We start from the raw sequence: 21775 nt of genomic DNA, 5'->3' as shown, positions 1-21775 counted from the left end.
GCGATCATATGGCCTTTCTTTTTACACAATTATATGGACTTTATCAACTACTAGAAATAAATTGAAAAATTCTAATTAAGTTAATTTAGATAGATTATCTATTTTAAACCCGACTTCTAAAGGGTAGTTATATAAATGATTGATAAAAGTATACTAAGGTTTTTTTAAGGAGAGTTTTAATATGCAAGGAAAGTATCATTTAAGTTTCGAAGATATGTATCTATCAGAAAGATTAGCTAGTAAATTTATTAATGAAAAAAAGCGAGTAAAAAAAATCAATAGCTTTGTTATGGCGTCATTTTTAATTGCGGCATGTTATTTGTTTGCTCCAGATTTAAGGCAATCTAAGTATATAATCTCTTTATTATTAATTTGGTTGTTGATGTATTTATATATGTATTTTTTTGGTTATTATTTACAGTTAAAGAATACAATAAAGCTTCACAGGAATAAAAAAGAAATTATTTCAGCAAGTGTAATAGTTCAAAAAGATGTGCTTAAATTGAATTACCCAAAGGTATCATACTCTGTTTACTGGTCATCTATCACTGATATTAAACAAGACAAAAAGAATTTTTATATACTTTTTGGAAACTCCGTAACTTATTTCATTGTCAAAAAGGAATTTTTAAATTTGTCTTCTGAGGAAACAGAGTATATTGTAGATATTTTAGAGGACAGAGGTCAAAAAAGAAATGGGGATACTATATAATGAAATTTTCATTCAGGGTAGATGACACAGACATATTTGTAGCTGAAAGTGTAATTTTAAAGAATAAAATAACTAATAGAGAAATTATATATACTCTATTTATATACGCTATGATATTCTCAAGTGTATCATTTATTATAACGAAAAGTTTTTTATTCACTTTTATATCTTCCTTGGCTTTTATAAGCTTATACATTTTAAACATTAAAAAATCTAAATTTATACCAAGGTTGAAAGCTAAAATTGAATATAATAAAGACTTTTACCATGGTAGTTATACTTGTGAAATTATGGATGACTATATTTACATAGACTTTAAAAACTATATAGTAGAATTGAAAAAGGACGATGTAACTAATTTTTATGAAGACGAAGATAGATTAATAATTTTCAATCCATTGTCTGTATATTTTGTAGTCAACAAGTCAAATGTAAATATGAATATACTAGTAGATTGATGATTGGGTTTTTAATTGTCTATATAAAGAAGAATTTAAAGGCAAAAAGAACTATTTGAAGATAACTTATTAATGCTAGTCTTTTATTTAGAAGCTGATTTTATGTAGGTTTTATTGAATCAATCAATTTTCTTAGTTATTTTAAAGTTTGAAAAAGAGCAATAGTGATTGAGTATAAACTCGTTACTATTGCTCTTTCTTGGTCATTTTAAATTTTAACGATTATCAATCGTTTCTGGATACATATCGTGATTCGCCAAACGGTTCCAAGCTATGTCTTCCCAGCGCGTACCAGGTTTTCCGTAGTTACAGTATGGATCGATTGAAATACCACCGCGAGGAGTGAATTTACCCCAGACTTCGATATACTTTGGATCCATAAGCTTAATCAAATCTTTCATAATGATATTCATACAGTCCTCGTGGAAATCTCCATGATTTCTGAAACTAAATAAATAGAGTTTTAAAGACTTACTTTCAACCATTTTTTCACCGGGTACATAAGAGATATAGATTGTCGCAAAGTCAGGTTGTCCAGTGATGGGACAAAGACTTGTGAACTCCGGGCAGTTAAATTTCACAAAGTAGTCATTGTTAGGATGCTTATTATCAAAGCTTTCTAGTACTTCTGGCGCATAGTCCATACTATATTTAACGTCCTGATTGCCTAAGTGAGAGACACCAGTCAGTTCTGCTGCATTACGTCCCGTCATAGAATCACCTTTCTAGCTTTAAGTGGTTTTTCAAGCGCTTGAACGAGTAACACACCAATGATACCTGGAATGATTTGACCAATCACGAGATTAGTTACGAGTGCCCAGTAAGGGACGCCAAGCAACGCGCTCAAGTAACTAGGAATACCCAAACCAATTAAAAAGATAATCGGAATAGCAATCAACCAACGTGGTAAAGCGAATCGTCTAATGAATACGATTGAACCGGAAACAAGTATTCCAATGACTAATCCTCCAATCACATCGATGGATCCTAATCCGCCAAGGAAGAAGTTTGAAAATGCGTTTGCCAAACCAAGTGGAAGAACAAGAAAAGGGAATAAATAAGAAAGAGCGTAAAGACTGGTTGCGATTCGAATTTGATACGCTCCAAAAGATATCGATGCAGTAGAAGCCATAGCGACGATATAAAGCGCAATAACAAGTGCTGAAATGGTCAGTTTACGGGTATTGAATGACTGTCGAGTAGTCTCTTTCATATTAATCACCTCCAATAAATTTGCGTTGCTAGTATCTTAAATAAGATAGTAGACAACAAAAAACGTCCAATGCATGAGTATGCTAGGACGTTAAAATAGGCAATAGTCTTATGCTATTGCTTCCCTAGTTTTGTTTTCCGACAGGATGGTTACGAACTGTCTATTCTATTGGCTTATAGTAGAATACCATGGAATGAATAGATATGCTAGCAGTACTTTTTATAGAAATAATCGATATGCTTCAGTAGAAGTGCTCGCTAAAGAATGGTCTAAGGCACTTTAAATCAAAAAAAGCAGTAAGTTATCGACCGAAATGGTTTAACTTACTGCTTTTTAACTGGTTTATTTAAAGTGCTGTCCACTTCTTTTGACTCGGTACATTGCATTGTCCGCTCTACTGAGTAGTTCAGTTGCGGTTAACCCATCAACTGGATAATAGGCGAAACCGATACTAGCAGCACAGGTCAGAGAATGTCCATTGATCATATGAGGTTCACTTAATAGTTCTCGCAAGGATTGTATCTTTGCTGTAACAAGGTATGCGGAGATATTTTTTATAAGAACCGTAAATTCATCTCCGCCAAGTCTTGCCGCAATGTCATCTTCTTCTGTGAATTCTTGTATTCTTTTAGCAATAGAAATTAATAACTCATCACCAAACGCATGACCATAATAATCGTTGATTTCTTTGAATTTATCCAAATCGAGAAATAATAGTGCAAACTGTGTTTTATTCGTCTTTGAAAGAACTACGGTTTCTTGCAAGTTACTTTCAAAGGATCTTCGATTAGCCAGGCCAGTTAGATGATCATGATACGCGTAGAAATGAATTTTTTCTTGATCTAGTTTGTGCTCAGTGATATCTCTTCCCACACCAAAACTACCAACAAGCTTACTTTTAACTAAGATAGGGATGTGGGTCATATGAATCCAAAGCTTTTTCCCATGATTATTTTGGAATGGAAATTCATGACTATTAATCCAACCTTCGTTTATTTTCATAATATTTTCTCGAGCCTGTTTTAGTTGTTGGGAATCAATATAATCAGTGATTGGAGTACCAATCAAATTGCTTTGATCTTTACCTAAAAGAGAAGCACCAACAGGATTCGTACTTTCGATTTTTCCTTTCAAGTCGAGTGAAAATACAGAATCTGGATGGTATTCAAATAGCGATCGATAGCGCTCTTCACTGATTTCGAGCTCTTCAGCTTTATCATAATATTGTTTAACTAGATTTCTATTTTCGAAAATTACGACAAATTGCCTAAGGATAACAAGAACAATGGAAATACCTGAACCAATACTAATAACATCTAGTCCGCTAGAGTGATTGATCATAAAAATAAATAAAATCACAACAAATGTATACGGCAAGATCAGTCGAGGGATGGATGTAGCAACACCTTCAGTTTCTGTCAATTCAGGAATTTCTTGCATATCGCACTCTCCCTCAAGTAATGATGTATACCCAATCAGTAAAACAGGTAAAATGAAGAGCGGATCAAACCAGCTTCCAGATAAATAAGCAGCCTGTGCACTGTCAAGAAAGTACATAGCGATTGAAAATACTTGTATACAAATGGCTAATACAATGAAGAAAAGTGCCTTTTTTTGATAAAAATATTCGCCACCAAAATAAAATATTGATACACAAAGAATTAATACGATATCTCCTACAAGATAAAATAAGGCTACTAAGACGGAAGCGAGTATGGAATCAGACGTTTGAGAGACTATCGGTCCAAGGATATAATACCAACTGAATGTCAATGAAACAGATAGGATCACTAAAATATCAAATAGAAATTTTAAGATCAAAGATTTCTTAGCATAAGTTATAATACGCCAAAAAAAAGCAAGAAAATAACAAATACCAGAAATGGTATAGAAAATATCATAAATACCTGGGAAACTTGGTTCTCCTGGTAAAACTGTATCTACCAAAGTCCAACTGAACTCTGCAAGTAAATAACTGATGGAAGCGAGCAATAGCAACTGCCAATACCGTTTATTTTTCTCTAATTGTGTATATTTAAATGAATCGACTATCCAAATAACAGGTATAAAAGTACCAATCAAGGATAGGACATTACTACCAACACCCCGAACAGATGCATCATTTGGCCAAATCATAAGCCAACTATAATAAAATATAATCCAACCAACAATAGCAAATAACCAGATTTTATTTTTTGATTTTACGGTCATAGTTTATCTCCTTTAAATAAAGCAGTCAGAATAAGGGCAAATAATAGGTTAAAAACGATGATCATATTGTTGTTCGCATGAATCTTTATAATATAGTCAATATCGTAATAAATCGCTTTATATTAAGTGTATCACAGCCGAAATTAAATATAACACAGGATCTATAAATAGTTTCTCAAAATGATTTTTACAGAGTAAGTTATACTCTATTTATAAAAGAAAACGATTTAATCTACAAAACATTTTTTTAAAAGAAACTGCAAACGTCAACAACATTGAAGATATAGATTTCAGGCGTTATAATCCTTGATACGAAAAGGATTTCATAGAGCCGAGGGCACAGAATATTCATGAATTTCACATTGACATTTACTAAAAGTAAGGATAATATAGTTAGCACGGTAACTATATTTCGGTAAGCGAAAAAAATAGCCTATATTCATTGAAAGGAAGAGTACGATTTTTAAGACGCTACTTGAGTCTTAGAAGAATGCAAAGACGCTTACTGCTAGACGGAGGACGATATGTTAAAACTATTAAGAAAAGCAAATACAAAAGAAAGAATCGGGATTATTCTCAGTGTTCTTTTCATCATGGTTCAAGTGTGGTTGGAGTTGAAAATTCCTGATTACTTGGCTGATATCACTACAAGACTACAAACACCAGGAACAACGGTTTCTGACATTTTCTCACCAGGATCGATCATGGTCACACTGTCTTTACTAAGTTTAGTGGCCTCTATTATCGTTGGGTACATCGCGTCAAGAGTTGCGGCAGGCGTAACGCAAAGAATTCGTGGACAAGTCTTCAATAGTGTCATGGACTATACACCTGGAGAAATCAAACAGTTTTCCATTCCTAGTTTGATTACACGAACAACAAATGATATCACGCAAATTCAGCTCGTTATTGCAGTTGGACTACAAGTGGTTATCAAAGGACCGATTACAGCTATCTGGGCGATTACGAAGATTGCAGATAAAAACTGGCAATGGACTGCGGCAACTGGTGTAGCGGTATTAGCTTTACTAATCATGCTGAGTACAATTCTAGTATTCGTTCAGCCAAAATTTGGCCGAATCCAATCTTTGACAGATAGATTGAATAGTCTGACTCGTGAGAACTTACAAGGTATTCGTGTAGTTAGAGCCTATAACGCTGAAGGTTACCAAAACGGTAAATCAATGGATGCGAATGAAGAACTAACAAACGTGAACTTGTTTACAAGTAGAATGTTAGCCATCATGAATCCCGGAATGTCTATCATTTCAAGTGGATTAGCTTTATCGGTTTACTGGATTGGTGCACATTTGATTGATGCAGCAGGGCTAGAAGACAGAATCACATTATTTAGTGATATGGTCGTATTTTCTTCTTATGCTTTCCAAGTTGTTTTAGGATTTATGTTAATGACGATTGTCTTCTTGATTCTACCAAGAGCACTTGTTTCAGCAAAACGAATCAATGAAGTGTTGGAACTAGACTCTACAATCAAGTTTGCTAGAGAGAGTGAACAAGCAGCTAACGGAAAAGGAACAGTCTCATTTAAAAACGTGACGTTTGCTTATCCAAATGCTTCCGAACCTGTGATTAAAGACATCAACTTCACAGCTAATGCAGGAGATACTGTTGCTTTTATCGGTTCAACAGGTAGTGGTAAAAGTACCATTATTGGCTTAATCCCAAGATTCTACGATGTAACAGAGGGTCAGATTCTGATTGATGGACAAGACATCAAATCCTATAGCCACCAAGATTTAAATGAAAAAATTGCCTATATTCCTCAGAATCCATTTTTATTCAGTGGAACGATTCGTTCGAACATGAACTTTGGACATAGTTCTAAATTACCTGAAGATGATTCGGAAATTTATAAAGCACTAGAACTCGCAGAAGCAAAAGAGTTTGTCCTTGGAAAAGAAGACCAGTTAGAAAGTCGTGTTGCACAGGCGGGAAGTAACTTCTCTGGTGGACAAAAACAACGTCTATCTATTGCACGTGCGATTGCTAGAAAAGCTGAAATTCTAATCTTTGATGATTCATTTTCTGCTTTAGATTACAAAACAGATAGAAAATTGAGACACAACCTGTCTGAACAAATGGCCGAAACGACTAAACTGATCGTTGCGCAAAGAATCAGTACGATTATGGATGCAGATCAGATCCTTGTTTTAGAGGAAGGAAGAGTCGTTGGTCAAGGAACGCACAAAGAACTGTTGGAAAGTAATAAAGTGTATCAAGAGATTGCCTATTCTCAACTTTCCAAGGAGGAACTGAATAATGGATAATACAAAAAAAGATCAAAACTATAGTTTGAAAGAAATACTAGCGAATGTAAATATCTATGCTGGACAATACAAGATTCCATTCTTGTTATCGATCATCTTTGCAGCATTCGGTAGTGTTACAGTTATTATCGGACCTGACCGCTTAAGTGAAATTACAGATATTGTTGTTCAAGGTATTGGAACACAGATCGATATCGCGCAAATCAACCGTATTGGGATCACTTTGGTGATTTTGTACTTGATCGGTAGTGCCTTAACTTATGGACAAGGCTTCATTGTAGCAACGATCACTCAAAAATTCTCGAAACGCTTGAGAGAAGAAATCTCGATCAAAATCAATAAATTACCGCTTAAATATTTTGACTCTAATAGTCAAGGAGATATTTTAAGTCGTGTAACTAATGACTTGGATACAGTTGGACAATCACTGAATCAAAGTCTTGGAACGCTCGTCAGTTCAGTTGTCTTGTTTATCGGATGTCTGTTTATGATGCTGAAAACAAATCTCATCATGAGTTTTTCAGCCATTGCCTCTGTAATGCTTGGTTTCGTGATTTTGACATTTTTAATCAAGAAATCTCAAATTCACTTTAAAGGTCAGCAAAGCAAATTGGCTAAAGTTAATGGATTTGTCGAAGAAGCTTATACTGGGCACAATACAATTTACTCTTACAATGCAAAAGATCAATCAGTCGAAGATTTTGACGAAATGAATTCAGATCTTTATTCAAGCGTTTGGAAAGCTCAGTTTCTTTCTGGGATGATGCAACCCTTAATGGGATTCATCGGGAACTTTGGATACGTAGTGGTTTGTATCGTCGGTGCGATCCTAGTGATTCAAGGATCAATCACTTTTGGTGTGATTGTAGCTTTCACTGTATATGTTAGATTGTTCTCTCAACCACTTGGTCAAATGGCACAAGCATTCACTGGTCTACAACAAGCGAATGCTGCAATGGGTCGAGTATTTGAATTCTTAAATGAAGATGAAATGCAAAACGAAGCAGGTAAAACTCAAAAAATCACGAGTAAAACAACTGGACACGTTGAGTTCGACCATGTCAGCTTTGGATATGATCCTTCTAAAACGATTATTGATGATTTCTCTACAGAAGCTTTACCTGGTCAAAAAATTGCTATTGTTGGACCAACAGGTGCGGGTAAAACAACCATCGTTAACTTACTGATGAAATTCTATGAAGTAACGGAAGGTAGAATACTCATTGATCATGAAGATATTGCAGAGATGACTCGTGAAGAAATTCATGAGCAGTTCTGTATGGTTTTACAAGATACTTGGTTGTTCGAAGGAACCGTCAAAGAAAACTTGATCTATAACCAGAAAAACATCTCAGATCAACAAGTGATAGATGCTTGTGTGGCTGTCGGTGTAGATCACTTTATCAAAACACTTCCTGAAGGTTACGACACAGTCTTGAACGATACTGTTTCACTTTCAGTTGGTCAAAAACAATTGATGACGATTGCTCGAGCATTACTGAAAGATTCTCCAATGTTAATTTTGGATGAAGCAACCAGTTCAGTAGATACAAGAACAGAAGAACTAATTCAAGCTGCAATGGATAAATTAATGGAAGGCAGAACATCATTTGTTATTGCCCACCGTTTATCTACGATCCAAAATGCAGATACGATTCTTGTTATGAAAGACGGTGCCATCATCGAAAGTGGTAACCACGAAGCGTTGATGCAAGCTCAAGGATTCTACTCTGATCTTTATAACAGTCAATTTGAAAAATGATCTTATAACTTGATTTAACCTACAGCGTTAAGTGGGCATGGTTAAGAGAGGATGAGTCAGCATGGACCCTCATGGTACGATTGGATATGAATTAAGAGAGTTATCGATCTTATTTGTACGCTTTATCGAAAAGGAAAAAGCCGGAAAAGATTTCGAAGAGATGCACCGAATGCAAGCATGGACGTTGAGTTTCTTGTATGAAAATCAACACAAGCCCATTTTTCAAAAGGATATCGAAAAAGAATTCTCCATTCGTAAATCTACAACAAGTAATTTAGTTAAACGCTTGAAAAATAATGGTTATATAGATGAAAGAAAAGGCACGCAGCCAGATAAGCGTTTAAAGGAAATTGTTTTAACAGAAAAAGCGATTGAACAAATCAATGCATTCAGACCGTATGTCGAAAAACTTGAAGAAACCATTACTCAAGGGATCAGTGAAGCGGAACTTGCACAGTTCAAAGAGACTTTATCCAAGATTAAAGCAAATTTCAAATAATTCTCAAAATCACCAACGACTAAATAGTTGTTGGTGATTTTTTTGTTGCATACAGTTCTTTACAGGTTTGTTTTGAGTTCTCACGAGTAATTGCTTTATTAATCCAACCTGCATACCGTATACTAGGGATAAGAGAAATAAGGTTTAATAGGAGAATAATAGGATGTTTACAGACAGAAGGTTGACAGAAGCTTATCAGAATGCCAAACAAATGTATTTTGACGATCACTCTCGTATCGTTTTTATGAGTGATGCCCATAGAGGCGATGGTAGCGTGTCAGATGAGTTCCTGAGAAGTCAGAACTTGTTTACACATGCATTAAACGAATATTATGAAAGTGAGTATACGTTTGTAGAAGTAGGTGATGGAGAAGAACTTTTAGAGTATTCTAAATTTGAACACATCAAAAATGCTTACGTCGGTGTATATGAAATGATCAAAAAGTTTTATGATGAAGATCGCTATATTCGAATTTATGGTAATCACGACCTCTTTTTGCGAAATGAAAAGTATGTAGAAAAGAACTTCTATGTTAATTATGATGAATATACAGAAGAATATTTTGATTTTATGAAAGGCTTAAAGCCAATAGAGGCGCTCGTTTTGAAGCATCGTCAGACGAGTCAGGAAATATTTGTCTTACATGGTCATCAAGGTGATGCACCAAATGATCAATTTTGGTTTTTTACCATGTTATCATTGAAATTCTTCTGGCGTTTCTTGCACCGTTTCGGAATCAGGAACCCGGCAAGTCCTATCAAAAATGTCAATAAACGACATAAAATTGAACGGAATTATAGTAAATGGATTCAAAAGAATAGAAGAATGCTGATTTGTGGGCATACTCATCGATTCAAGTTTCCTAAAAATAATGACCGTCCCTATTTCAATACGGGGTGCGGCATCTATCCTGCAAGCATTACGGCGTTAGAGCTTTCAGAAGGCATGATCCGCTTAGTAAGATGGAAAGAAAAAGTTAATGAAGAAGGACAATTGTTCATCGAAAGAGAAACGATGAGAGGTCCAGAACCCATTGAGTTGTTCGATATTCGTAAACCGAAAGAAGTAGTAGAGTATCTAGCAAAACTCAAGCTACAACGTACAAAAAAAGAAAGAGAAGATCGCGCAGCATTTAGAGAAAAAAATATGTGAGAACAATCAATCTTTGATGGTTTTAATACAATAATAGAAAGACCTTCGATCCATATTCGAAGGTCTTTCTATCGTCTAAAGTGTATTTAATGATAAAATGTGTCGGAAATTAAACTGACTTTCCTTAATAGTTAAAATTCTTTCTTCATTCTCTTTATCTAGATGACATTATTCCGATAATGATATTTCTGGAGAGAAAAAATAAGGATAAAGTTGAGGGAATGTGTATTGAAAAAGCAAGGGCTTAGATTAACGACTCAAATGAGTATCATTATTGCGGTATTATTTGCAGTAGTATTTATCAGTCTAGGGTTGACCATTTATGTTAAAACGACTGAAACGATTCAGGAAATGACTAGCGAAAAAGCACAGACAGATTTGAAGTTGACGGAAGAGGTACTAGATTACTGGTATCCAGGGGATTGGTCAGTGTATGATGGTGGATTATATAAAGGATCCGAGTTAGTGAACGACGAAATGGTAGATAGAATAACAGAAATCACTAATGGTCCATCCACAATCTTTTTAGGAGACACAAGGGTGGCGACAACGGTTGAAAGAGATGGCCAGCGTGTAGTCGGGACAGTAGCTTCAGAAGAAGTGGTCACAGCTGTTTTAGAAAATGAAGAAATGTATATTGGAACGGCAGAAGTTGCCGGAGAAAAGAACCAGACCGCTTATGAGCCAATCTATGATGCTTCGGGTAGCATAGTAGGTATGTGGTTCGTCGGCGTTTCTCAACAAATGATCAATGATTCAATTTGGTCTATTTTTTCAGTGTTACTTATTGTAATGATTCTTGCAGTTATCGTATTTATTATTATCTTGTCACTATTCAATAAGCGACTAAAAAGACGTTTTGCGGAAGTTTCGAATGTTTTGGAGCAAGGTGGTCAAGGAGACTTTACTAAGGAAGTCAATGTCACCTATTACGATGAAATTGGCCATATTGGAGAAAGCTTCAATATTATGAGAGCGCAGCTCGCTAATTTGTTACGTCATGTTGATGAGCAAGCCAATTCAGTAGCTGCTTCGTCTGAAGAATTGCTTGCGAGTTCTTCTGAATCTTCAAAAGCGACAGAGGTTATTACAGAATCAATGAATTCAATGGCCGATACAACAACGACTCAATCTGAGAAAACGAGTAAAGTGAACCAGACAATTTCTAACATTATACAAAATATCGCGAATATGTCTAAACGGATTAAAGTGATTCATACTTCAGTACAATCTGTTCAGCAGAACGTGACTAGTGGAGAGAGCATCATTCAAGACTCTGTTGCAGATATGCACACCATAAAAGAGAAAACGGATCAAACTTCTTCTTACGTAAAAGTATTGAGCACACAATCAGTAGAAGTTGAGAAAATCGTTTCGTTTATAAATGAAATTTCAGAACAAACGAATTTACTAGCATTAAACGCGGCAATCGAAGCGGCACGTGCAGGTGAACAAGGAAAAGGGTTTGCTGTAGTAGCAGAGGAAATTAGAAACCTTGCGGAGAAATCTGCCAACGCTACAAAACAAATTGAGTCCATTATCAGCGAAATCCAAGGAAATATTTCAAAATCTTCTCTTTCTATGAAAGAAGCCGATGAAGCAGTTATTCACGGGGAAGAAAGTGTTCAACAAGCTGGAAAAGTATTTGAAAAATTGACCAATTATATTAACCGATTAAACCAGGAATCCAGTTCCGCTGAAAAAGAGGGAACCGTTGTTGCGAATCATTCTTCAGAACTAGAATCGATGATCAATGAAGTAACTGGTGCAATCGAAGATATTTCCACTAAAGTAGAAGATGTTGCATCATCTACAGAAGAACAAAACGCTTCAATGGAAGAAATCACAGCCGCTTCTAATGACTTGGCAGAAATGGCACAAGAACTACAAAGCAAAGTGAGTCTATTTAAAGTTTAAAAAAATAGTAGGATCCTCATCAAACAGAAAATTTGATGAGGGTCTTTTCTATTTGGATAATGAATAAAGCGGTAACAATTTATATATCTATTAAATACATAAAGAAGTATAATCTTATTTATAAAAGATGGATGGAGGAGTCTATTTGAAAAAAACAAGGTGGTCAACCTTATTACTATTGTTTTTAATTGCCGGATGTTCAAGTCTTAAAGAAACCGTAGAAGCTGAGCCAGAAACAGAACAGGTGGAAGAAATAGGAGAAGCGAAAGAAGAAGTTGAAGTAAAGGAAGAACTCTATACATATAAGGAATACGAAGAACTTTTTCAATTGTTGAAAGAACAGCTCACAATAGATGATTTGAAAATTATAGCCATAAAAGATGCTCATAACTTCAGAATACTAGACGAAAAACAAAATGATACAGATAATAAATCTATTCCAATTGAGGGAGATGAAGAATTTCTAGAAGACCCAGCTTTAAGAATAGTATATTTAGAAAATAGTGAACGTTCTAATTTTATTTCTATAAATATGATTTACCATGACGAGGTATTTGATATGAGTGACACAACGGAACAACAGGATAATGAATTTTTAATACAGACAGGGAATTTTCAAGCTAGCAGTATTTCATTCAAAGGATACAAAAACTTAGAAATAATCATTTCAGCGGAGACTAACACATCATTAGAAGATGAAGCGTTCATTAAATTTTCAGATAAAGTCTTCGAAACTGCAAATAAAACCATTCTGTCATACTAAGACAGGATGGTTTTATTGCGTCAATTAGAATTTGGGATGACAGGTAGTAATCTTAATCGATAGACTGGAAAAATCAAATAAACAAGTGAAAAAATAACTATCAATACAATTCTGGAGAAAAAGATATACCCAGAAGGGAGAATTTGACTGGAAATACTGAAAGAAATCATAACTAAGATCAAACTAATTAACGTCCAAAAGCGAGTACTGATCTCAACTTTCTGACCATCTTTAACAGGTAGTAAGTTACTTTTAGAGCCAAATAGTTTTGCTTGGATTGTCGCTTGGTCACTATTTAAATTCAATTCAGTTGATGGACCTGCGACTTTTTTGTCTTGTTGTCCTTCAATTTTGAGTGTAATAAATCCTCCAGAACCCAATAGGCCGGTCTTTCTTATGATCGTAACGCTCATGAACTCATCCTTTCTAGACTACTATACAGTCATTAAAACTTAATTGAACGGCAATTGCAAAAGGTAGCTACTTATTATCATTGCTGATTAGCATGAACCACCCGCTTAAAGTCATGATTAGAAGGCAAATGCCATTAAAAGAGCCTCTAGATCGACCTGATTCGTTATAGTAATTTACAATGATAAAAAGAAAAAACACGCAAGCGCAAGATAAAAACGATAGAAAAATTTCATTGGTGGACTCTTTTCTTCGAATAGAGTTTGATACACATTAACTGAATGAAAACCATCATAGTGGTTACGAAAAATAAAAGTCCCATTGCTGAGAAAGGTTTGAAATACCATTGATTTTCAAGCATTCCGCTCGTTAAAATCAATAAAGCGGAAGAACAGTAGCTGACAATATTTCCTTTTACGATAAGTTCTCTCTGATCATTTTTCGTTATGAATAAACTTAGAAAGACGAATGCGATAAGCATGAATAGATACATCATCATACTCCCAAAAGTAAAATCAGCATACATTGATAGAAATATATAGGGAAATAGATAACCTAACAAACTGATTTTTTTAACCATTTTTGAATTCATAAGATTACTCCTCAAATGTCTCATTAATTAATTCGTTGAAAATCTTAGAAAAATGAGTTCTGGTTTATTGTTGACTCTAAAAGGGAACAAGCTATTTCCAAGCCCTCTACTAACAATCATATTCGTATCTTCTTCAGAATAAATACCCTCAGTATATTTTGGGAAAAGCCCTTGGTTTGGAGCGATGAGACCACCGATGAACGGAATTCTAAATTGACCGCCATGAGCATGACCGCTGAAGACTAGGTCGATATCTTGATTAACGTATAAATTAAACAGTTCAGGGCGATGAGATAGAAGAATTTTAAATCCTTCGACATCTTCTGTAAGGTTTTCTAGCTCATTTTCTGGGTCTGCTCCTGGAAAAGAAGGATCTTCTATTCCTAAAAGGGTTAGCTCACTAACTCCGGAAGATAAGGTGAATCTTCGATTATCCATGAGTATGACCGTTTGATTAATAGCCTCAATCAGTTCTTCGTACTGATCACTTCTGGCCTCGTGATTACCCGTAACGAAATAGACAGGTGCAATCTGAGCAGCTCTCTCGATAAATTCAACGGCAACAGGAACATCGGTGTTTCTTGAATCAATCAGGTCTCCAGTGACTACAATGATATCTGGATAGACCGTTTCTAATTCACTGATCAGTTTATTTCCCCAATTTTTATTGTGTAGATCAGATACTTGAGCAATTGTATAGTTATCGAAATCATTTGGTAGTTCATCATCCATTAACTGATACCACTTTGTTTCAATATGTGTGTTACCCCATATGATCCATAATACTAGCAGTGGAATCATGAAAAGAATAAAGCTTAGAATTCTATGTTTTTTGAGACGTTTAATCATTCGTACTCCTCCAATTATAGAACAGATAAAATATTGTATGAGTTACTCCTCAATAATGGATAATTTGTAAGGTGGGAAAAGATAGTTCATAATGAAAAAAGCGGGTATAACAATCAGAAGGAATTTCCAAAAATTGCTTACACCAAATGTAGAATTAAATATGATAATCAATGTAATGATAGAAAAAATCAAAGGTGTGTACCACTTTCTTGTAACAATTTCTAACGTAGCCCCGTCTTTGACATTGACTATCTGTCTTTGAGTACCCAATTCCTTTAATTCAATTGTAGCTGTGTTTTCTTCTATATGGATGATGTTCGGTTTATCCAGTTTGAGTTTTTCTATTTTATCATTGACCTTGATTTTCATTAATCCACCTGAACCCATGAGTCCAGTGTTTCTATGTATCGTAATACTCACTTATACTTCCTCCAAAAATTTAGTATAGAACTTATTCATTTCAAAGCTTTTTTATGATCTTCAACTCGTAAAAATTATAAAAAAATCCTACTATTAAAGATTGAAGTAACAAAAAAAAGATTAAAATCAATCTCCATTTAAGACTAAGAATAAAAAATAAAGTGGTGAAAGATACAATCAATGTCCAATAGTAATAGTTGAAACTGGGTTTCACTGTAATTTCTAAGAAATCATCATTTCCTATAGTGATTGGTTTGTTCCTAACAGCAAATTGCTTGAGTGCAACTGTAGCGGTTTGTCCCGGAATATCAAGCTCAATCATTTGGTTTGGACGTATTTTCTCAATCTGTTGATTATTGATTTCAAGTTTTAATAGGAAAGAAGAACCCGGAGTTTTAGTCTTTCTATGTATTGTAATACTCACTTTTAGCCTCCCAATTTATTTTTATTATAAATCTAAGTTTTACATTCTCCATTTACGGTTAAATTATAAGTCCCATAAAAATAGGGAATGCTAACACCACAAAAGAAAACAAGCAAAAGTATAATCCATCTAACAGGGGCACTAAATAAAATTATAGACAAGAAAGTAAAAATCGTTATGGACCAGGAAAAATAAGTTGTGTACTTTTTCGGAGTGATAACAATCTCATCGCCATTTTTTACTATAATATCTTTTTTCTTTTCAAGAAAGATTTTGAGTCCAAAGGTAACTTGTTCTCTGGGGATTTGGATTGTCAATACTTCTTGGGGTTTGATTTTCTCTATAAAATTCTCGTTTATTTTAAGTTTCAACTTCATGGCAGAACCCATTAAGCCAGTATTTCTATATACTTTGATACTCATTTAATCTACCTCCATCATTATTAATAACTATTCCAGTGTTGCTCTTTTTCAGACATATCTGACGTGCTCCTAATTAAATACTTTGGAACAAACATATCAAAAATAGCCAGTCCTAAGATAAATAAAAGTTGAAAATAAATAGTTGGATGGATGATTGAGAAATCACCAAATAAGGGGATTAAAGCAGTAGCAACTATAGCTATACAGATTAAGAATCTAACTGACCACATCAAATTATTTCTTACTATTTCAAATGTTTCTCCGTCTTCTACACCAAATGTTTTACTCGTAAAAGCAGTGCTGATTTTGATAGATTCTTTTTCTTTCGGGATTTCGAAGGTAACAGATTCTCCTGGCGCAAGCTTTTCCAAAGCAACATCGTTCATCTCAACTGTAATATTACTCATCGCGCTAAATGCTCCAACACTTCTCTTGATAGTGACACTCATAATTAAACAACTCCTTTGAATAAAAGTACCATAACTAAAGCAGAAATGAAATCGTATTTATAAAATCATTTTAAGATTATTTGAACCTTTAATCAGTTGATAAAAATAATGATTCTAATTTGAAAGAATAGGACCCAATCCTGTATATTTTTCTGAACTATTTCAAAGAGATAGGTTATAATAAGACCAAACAAATAAGGAGAGTATATATGCCATTTTTATTAGAAGTTCCAGCAGTAATCATAATCGCCGTATTACATATGATCATTTCTTTTAGCCTCAATGTGCCTACCAAGTACAAAACGATATTTCGTATCTATTCAATCGTGGTTAGTTTCAGTTTCGTTTTATTTTATGTAGGATTTCCGATGTTTTTTTATGACATCATTTCTGAACAGACTGTATCAAGGGGATTTTACTTTGAAGGATTGGCTCTTTCCTATCTATTACTTTCCATTCCACTAATAGGGACAGCCGTGGTATTATTTGGAAAATGGATCATGAAACAATCTCATTTTTCGAAATTAACTAAGTCTATTGCACTAATAGCCCCATCTATCTTACTAATTGCTATAGGTATCATGGGGTACTATCCATTTATGTTATTTTTCTATGGATTTAATTAATACGTTTTTAAAGACAAAGAAACAGCTTCTCCCATGCATACTGGGGGAAGCTGTTTCTGTTTAACTGTAGTCTATTTATGCCATCTAACATCTGATTCTTTTATGGGTCTGATTACTTTGCAAGGATTGCCTGCAGCAAGAACATTTGGCGGAATATCGTTTAACACAACGCTACCCATTCCAATAATGGAATTTTCTCCAATTGTTACATCTTGAGCGATTTTTACATCGCCGCAGAGCCAGACTTTGTCTCCAATAGTAACCGGTTTAGCATAGACTCCACCGTCAGCCCGTTCAATAGGGTCTTCAGCGTGATTTCCCGTGTAAATTCCAACCCTAGGTCCAATATAAACATCGTTACCGATACGGACTTCGTTACAATCTAAAATAATCATATCGTGATTGATATAAACGTTATCGCCTATATAAATATTGAATCCAAATTCACATCTGAAGTTCGATTCGATAAAAGCTTGTTTACCGATATGACCTAAGAGTTGCTCTAGAATAGTTTGATCATAGACACTATCGTCGTTAACTAGTTTATTGTAGCTACGGCATAATTTGATCGCAGATTTTCTAGCTTCTTCAATATTTTTATGGGTATCGTCATACATCTTTTGAGAATTCACAATTCTTTTGATATCTGAAATGGACATAGGTCACCTCTTATTTAAAATAAAGTAAATGTTCACGAGTGAAAGGTGTATAGCCAGACAACTACCTTATTTTTCGATTTTTACGCTGTTTAATAAAATCTTTGATGAACATTATTGACGCAAAAAAGATTAAAAAAATCGAAGTACCAAAAAAATCATCAATTAATCCATTTATAATAATCCAGAAAACTGTAACAAAGCCAATAACAATCGTAGGTATAATAATAAATCGAATATGTCTAATAAAGAAATCAGTGATTGGATTCATGAAAAAACCTCTTTCTTTGGATGATACTTCTTGATGTCAGTATACACAAATAATCCTCATCATATAAGACAAGTTTAAAAGAATAACTGATAAAAATTCACGTTTTTTTCGTATTGTAAATTGTATTATAGTACCGATTTCTTTTGTTTTGTATTTTATTTGCGATACTTTATAGTTTAAAGAAAGAGCAAGCGTAATCATACTATGAACGATTGCTTGATTGGCTTTAAGGCGGTATACTAGTAGGATAGCCCAAAAATCGGATTAGGGAAAAGGAGAAGGTTTATGACACCAAATATGATCGGATTTAGTTTTGTAATGATCGGGATTTTCCTGATATTAGGAAAGTACGTTAGAATCCATGCAAAATGGTTACGCAATTTATTTTTACCGAGTTCAATTATTGCAGGATTTCTAGCACTACTATTAGGACCCGATGCTTTAGGAAGAGTGACTTCCATATTTTTAGATGAAGGGAATTTTTTCTATAATGGATTGGTTCCAGAATTTATTCTTGAAGTATGGAGACCACTCCCGGGTATGTTTATCAATATTGTGTTTGCGGCATTATTCTTAGGAAAAACTGTACCAAGCGTTAAAAAAATCTGGAAGACTGCTGGCCCTCAAATCGTTATGGGACAAGCTGTTTCTTGGGGGCAGTATGTCGTAGGATTACTGCTAACCATATTCGTTTTGACACCGTTTTTTGGAATGAGTCCCTTAGCAGGTGCATTGATTGAAATTAGTTTCGTAGGTGGACACGGTACAGCTGCTGGTTTAGCAGATACCTTTGCTACTCTTGGATTTGCAGAAGGTGCAGACTTAGCACTAGGACTGGCTACGATCGGTATCTTAGTCGGTGTCCTCGTTGGAATTATCTTGATCAATATCGCCTATAGAAGAGGTACAGCGAAATATGTAGGTGGAGATACAGATTTCACAGATGAAGAAAAAGAACAATTGGGTGAGTCTTATGGGTATGATATGGAACCTACGGTTAAAGAAGCGAAAGCCATTGAACCATTAGCTTTCCACTTTTCATTGATAGCCGCTGCGATTGCTTTTGGTTATGTTTTACAACAAGGTTTGATTCTACTAGAAGCCTATACTTGGGGCGCTTGGACAGATGTTTATTTGTTCCCGTACATGCCATTATTCCCACTAGCTATGATTGGTGGTATGCTGATTCAATTATTCTTCGATAAGATGAATATCCATATGTACATCGACCAGAACTTGATCAGTAAAATTTCTGGGTTCGCTTTAGATATTTTACTCGTATCTGCACTAGCAACACTATCATTAGAAGTTATCGGAGACAATTTCATTCCATTCCTACTGATTTCAATTGTAGCGATTGTCTGGAACGTCTTTGCATTCTTGTATCTTGGACCTAAAATGATTCCAGATAACTGGTTTGAAAGAGGGCTTGGAGACTTTGGACAAGCTACAGGTATGACGGCAACAGGATTGCTGTTAATGAAAGTTGCAGATCCTAAACATCAGACACCAGCACTTGAAGGATTTGGATATAAACAGATTCTGTTTGAACCTTTCGTAGGTGGCGGGTTAGTTACCGCAGCATCACTACCATTTATTTATCAATTCGGACCAGTGGTTTTCTTGATTATTTCTATCATTGTCACTTCAGCCTTTTTGATATTCGGTTTGGTATACTTTGGACCGAAAAAGGATCAGGAAAAAAAAGGGTCGAAAAAATCTAAATAAGCACTACAAAAAACACGACAAACTCCTTAACGAGTTTGTCGTGTTTTCATTTAATCCAAATAAACAAGCAAAGCCGTTAAAAAAATATTTATGGCTAGTCCGATAGAGAGAACAATCAGATGATACTTACGGTAAAGATTCATAAAGGCGATGAATTCTCTAATAAATGCATTGGGAATATAATAAAAGGCGGTTCTTGCACCTATTCCGTCAGCATCTATATTGGCTCTTTTAGCATAGATACCGGCTCTCAGTAAGTGATAGTTATTGGTCACGAATACAGCTTTTTTATTAGAAGAAGAGGCCATTTTCTCAGCAGAAAACTTCATATTTTCATAAGTGTTTTTAGACTGATCTTCGACAATGATTTGTTCTTCTTCAAGCCCAAGTGTTTTTGCAAACTCTGCCATCGCTTCGGCTTCAGGTAAGAGCTCATCCTCACCTTGTCCACCTGAGAAAATCACATACGCTTTTTTATTGTTTTTCTCTAATTGCACTTTGTAAAAACTGAGGCCTTTCTTGATCCTGCTTTGTAGTAGAGGAGGTACTTTATGACCATCAATCAAGCCGCTACCTAAGATAATGATATAATCTTTATCGAGTTTAGGGTAGTAAATCTGGTAAAGAAGCGAAGAGACTCCAAACATGACCAAAAAGAAACTTAGATAGGCTACACAGAAACCTGCAAAAGAAAATAAGAAGTCTAGTTGAGTAGGAATATACTGATCTAGTTTTAAAATTCTAGCGATGTTCAAAAAGAGTATGCCGATACCAACGGCAAGTAATAGAGAATTTTTTAAACGAATGCCTTCCTTTTGATAGATTTTTACCGTATTGAAAAAAGAAAAAATAATCAGACCAAATCCTCCGAAGGCTAATAGAATAATTATCAAACCGAATAAAAACACGAAAATATAGGTGATAAACGTTCCAGGATTTTGAACTGTTTCATAAGCGAGTGATCCCATGACACTAATTAAAGCGAGTGTCAGGAAAAATCCATTTAAAACTTTTCGGCGATCTTGTATATATGCTATGATAAAAAGTGCTATAAAAAATACTGTAATTAAATGAACCATAGAACCTCCTTTAAATAGTGTGTAATAAGCGTAACTTTTGGTTTCTCATGAACCATCATATAATATTTAGTTCATTATGCCTACAAAAACAATAAACGAGTTATTAAGTAAAAAAATGGGAGTGAATCAATTGAATTCTAAACGATTAGAAGAAAATGGATTAATTAATAGGATTGCAGGTAGCGACTACAATTTTAGATACCAGAAAGCGGGAAATCGAGTTGTAGAAGATTTAGAAAAGGTTCTTAGAGAATTAGCGATTGAACCTAAAGAAATATACTCCGGTCAACAAACGCATAGTGCGCATATTGAATATGTAGACGGTATGAACGGAGAGGCTTTTGTATTTGGGAAAACCTTTAAAGATACAGATGGATTGATTACAGATCAAACAGACGTGGCCCTACTCATCAAATTTGCTGATTGTACGCCAGTCGTTTTATATGATCCAGTCAAAAAAGTTCAAGCGAGTGTGCATTCAGGATGGAGAGGGACAACAAAACAGATTTCACTGAAGGCAATCGAACGAATGGTGAAACAGTTTGGATGCGATAAAGAAACTATTTTAGCATATGTAGGGCCTTCTATAGATCTTGCGAATTACGAAGTTGGTCCAGAAGTTTACGAAGCATTCAAAGAATTTAAATCGCGAGACGATTTCTTCGAACCTAGAGGAGAAAAATACTTGATGAGCATGCTAGATGCGAATCTATCTATTCTACTCGAAGCGGGTCTCAAAGCAGAGAATATTGAAATAGAGCAAGCTTCGACTTATACAGATAATCGTCTTCATTCAGCCAGAAAAGAAGGAGCAGAATATAAACTTAATGGAATAATCACTATGATGCCATCTTAATAAAGTACAGCAAAAA

Annotated in this window: 22 protein-coding genes; 10 read left to right on the top strand and 12 right to left on the bottom strand. The window is 34.8% G+C overall.

Annotation, left to right across the window (positions count from 1 at the left end):
• Positions 1–181: 181 nt before the first annotated feature.
• Entirely contained in the window at positions 182–712 is a 531-nt protein-coding gene (locus VXN63_RS04975; RefSeq protein ID WP_327756872.1) for a hypothetical protein, read from the top strand.
• A gap of 673 nt (positions 713–1385) precedes the next feature.
• Here VXN63_RS04975 and queF read toward each other — a convergent pair.
• The 3 genes from queF to VXN63_RS04960 all read right to left on the bottom strand — a co-directional run bounded on the left by queF (position 1386) and on the right by VXN63_RS04960 (position 4594).
• Positions 1386–1883 carry a preQ(1) synthase gene (gene queF, locus VXN63_RS04970; RefSeq protein WP_327756871.1) on the bottom strand — a complete coding sequence of 166 codons (498 nt, stop codon included), beginning with the start codon at positions 1881–1883 and terminating at the stop codon, positions 1386–1388.
• Complete coding sequence (locus VXN63_RS04965) at positions 1880–2383, bottom strand: QueT transporter family protein (protein ID WP_327756870.1); 504 nt, start codon at positions 2381–2383, stop codon at positions 1880–1882. The genes queF and VXN63_RS04965 overlap by 4 nt, the downstream gene beginning before the upstream one ends.
• Positions 2384–2725: 342 nt before the next feature.
• Positions 2726–4594, bottom strand: a complete 1869-nt coding sequence (locus tag VXN63_RS04960; RefSeq protein WP_327756869.1) for a diguanylate cyclase domain-containing protein — start codon at positions 4592–4594, stop codon at positions 2726–2728.
• A gap of 524 nt (positions 4595–5118) precedes the next feature.
• Here VXN63_RS04960 and VXN63_RS04955 point away from each other — a divergent pair.
• The 6 genes from VXN63_RS04955 to VXN63_RS04930 all read left to right on the top strand — a co-directional run bounded on the left by VXN63_RS04955 (position 5119) and on the right by VXN63_RS04930 (position 12976).
• Entirely contained in the window at positions 5119–6882 is a 1764-nt protein-coding gene (locus VXN63_RS04955) for an ABC transporter ATP-binding protein (RefSeq protein ID WP_327756868.1), read from the top strand.
• On the top strand, positions 6875–8644 hold the full coding sequence (locus tag VXN63_RS04950) for an ABC transporter ATP-binding protein (protein ID WP_327756867.1): 1770 nt from the start codon (positions 6875–6877) through the stop codon (positions 8642–8644). Before VXN63_RS04955 ends, VXN63_RS04950 begins: the two co-directional genes overlap by 8 nt.
• A gap of 61 nt (positions 8645–8705) precedes the next feature.
• A complete protein-coding gene (locus VXN63_RS04945) occupies positions 8706–9143 on the top strand; it encodes a MarR family winged helix-turn-helix transcriptional regulator (RefSeq protein WP_327756866.1) in 438 nt (145 codons plus the stop codon).
• 163 nt (positions 9144–9306) lie between these two features.
• Positions 9307–10296: a metallophosphoesterase gene (locus tag VXN63_RS04940; protein ID WP_327756865.1), complete on the top strand. Its 990-nt coding sequence runs from the start codon at positions 9307–9309 to the stop codon at positions 10294–10296.
• 228 nt (positions 10297–10524) lie between these two features.
• The gene (locus tag VXN63_RS04935) at positions 10525–12213 is read left to right on the top strand and encodes a methyl-accepting chemotaxis protein (RefSeq protein ID WP_327756864.1); all 1689 of its coding nucleotides are present in this window, start codon (positions 10525–10527) and stop codon (positions 12211–12213) included.
• Positions 12214–12358: 145 nt separating this feature from the next.
• The gene (locus VXN63_RS04930; protein ID WP_327756863.1) at positions 12359–12976 is read left to right on the top strand and encodes a hypothetical protein; all 618 of its coding nucleotides are present in this window, start codon (positions 12359–12361) and stop codon (positions 12974–12976) included.
• 20 nt (positions 12977–12996) lie between these two features.
• Here VXN63_RS04930 and VXN63_RS04925 read toward each other — a convergent pair whose 3' ends face one another.
• From VXN63_RS04925 to VXN63_RS04895, 7 genes are all read right to left on the bottom strand, one after another.
• Positions 12997–13389 (bottom strand): hypothetical protein, encoded by a 393-nt coding sequence (locus VXN63_RS04925; RefSeq protein ID WP_327756862.1) that lies wholly within the window; start codon positions 13387–13389, stop codon positions 12997–12999.
• 230 nt (positions 13390–13619) lie between these two features.
• On the bottom strand, positions 13620–13979 hold the full coding sequence (locus tag VXN63_RS04920; RefSeq protein WP_327756861.1) for a hypothetical protein: 360 nt from the start codon (positions 13977–13979) through the stop codon (positions 13620–13622).
• Between the two features lie 27 nt (positions 13980–14006).
• Complete coding sequence (locus tag VXN63_RS04915) at positions 14007–14828, bottom strand: metallophosphoesterase (protein WP_327756860.1); 822 nt, start codon at positions 14826–14828, stop codon at positions 14007–14009.
• 42 nt (positions 14829–14870) lie between these two features.
• Positions 14871–15248, bottom strand: a complete 378-nt coding sequence (locus VXN63_RS04910; protein WP_327756859.1) for a hypothetical protein — start codon at positions 15246–15248, stop codon at positions 14871–14873.
• Positions 15249–15288: 40 nt separating this feature from the next.
• Positions 15289–15672, bottom strand: coding sequence for a hypothetical protein (locus tag VXN63_RS04905; protein ID WP_327756858.1), 384 nt, complete (start codon positions 15670–15672; stop codon positions 15289–15291).
• Between the two features lie 32 nt (positions 15673–15704).
• A complete protein-coding gene (locus tag VXN63_RS04900) occupies positions 15705–16094 on the bottom strand; it encodes a hypothetical protein (protein ID WP_327756857.1) in 390 nt (129 codons plus the stop codon).
• A gap of 20 nt (positions 16095–16114) precedes the next feature.
• Positions 16115–16543: a hypothetical protein gene (locus VXN63_RS04895; RefSeq protein WP_327756856.1), complete on the bottom strand. Its 429-nt coding sequence runs from the start codon at positions 16541–16543 to the stop codon at positions 16115–16117.
• Positions 16544–16752: 209 nt separating this feature from the next.
• Between VXN63_RS04895 and VXN63_RS04890 the strand changes: the two genes are divergently transcribed.
• Positions 16753–17169: a hypothetical protein gene (locus VXN63_RS04890; protein ID WP_327756855.1), complete on the top strand. Its 417-nt coding sequence runs from the start codon at positions 16753–16755 to the stop codon at positions 17167–17169.
• A gap of 71 nt (positions 17170–17240) precedes the next feature.
• Here VXN63_RS04890 and VXN63_RS04885 read toward each other — a convergent pair whose 3' ends face one another.
• Positions 17241–17828, bottom strand: coding sequence for a sugar O-acetyltransferase (locus VXN63_RS04885; RefSeq protein ID WP_327756854.1), 588 nt, complete (start codon positions 17826–17828; stop codon positions 17241–17243).
• A gap of 553 nt (positions 17829–18381) precedes the next feature.
• Here VXN63_RS04885 and VXN63_RS04880 point away from each other — a divergent pair.
• Complete coding sequence (locus VXN63_RS04880; protein ID WP_327756853.1) at positions 18382–19824, top strand: sodium/glutamate symporter; 1443 nt, start codon at positions 18382–18384, stop codon at positions 19822–19824.
• Positions 19825–19874: 50 nt separating this feature from the next.
• Here the strand turns inward: VXN63_RS04880 and VXN63_RS04875 are convergent, their stop codons facing one another.
• Positions 19875–20903, bottom strand: a complete 1029-nt coding sequence (locus VXN63_RS04875; protein WP_327756852.1) for a YdcF family protein — start codon at positions 20901–20903, stop codon at positions 19875–19877.
• 121 nt (positions 20904–21024) lie between these two features.
• Here VXN63_RS04875 and pgeF point away from each other — a divergent pair, with 121 nt between their 5' ends.
• On the top strand, positions 21025–21759 hold the full coding sequence (gene pgeF, locus VXN63_RS04870; protein WP_327756880.1) for a peptidoglycan editing factor PgeF: 735 nt from the start codon (positions 21025–21027) through the stop codon (positions 21757–21759).
• The last annotated feature ends 16 nt before the right edge of the window (positions 21760–21775 follow it).

The organism is Marinilactibacillus sp. XAAS-LB27 (assembly GCF_036039175.1).
Taxonomy (GTDB): Bacteria; Bacillota; Bacilli; order Lactobacillales; family Carnobacteriaceae_A; genus Marinilactibacillus.
The sequence above is the reverse complement of the archived record's forward strand: the minus strand, read 5'-3'. Positions and strand labels throughout refer to the sequence as shown.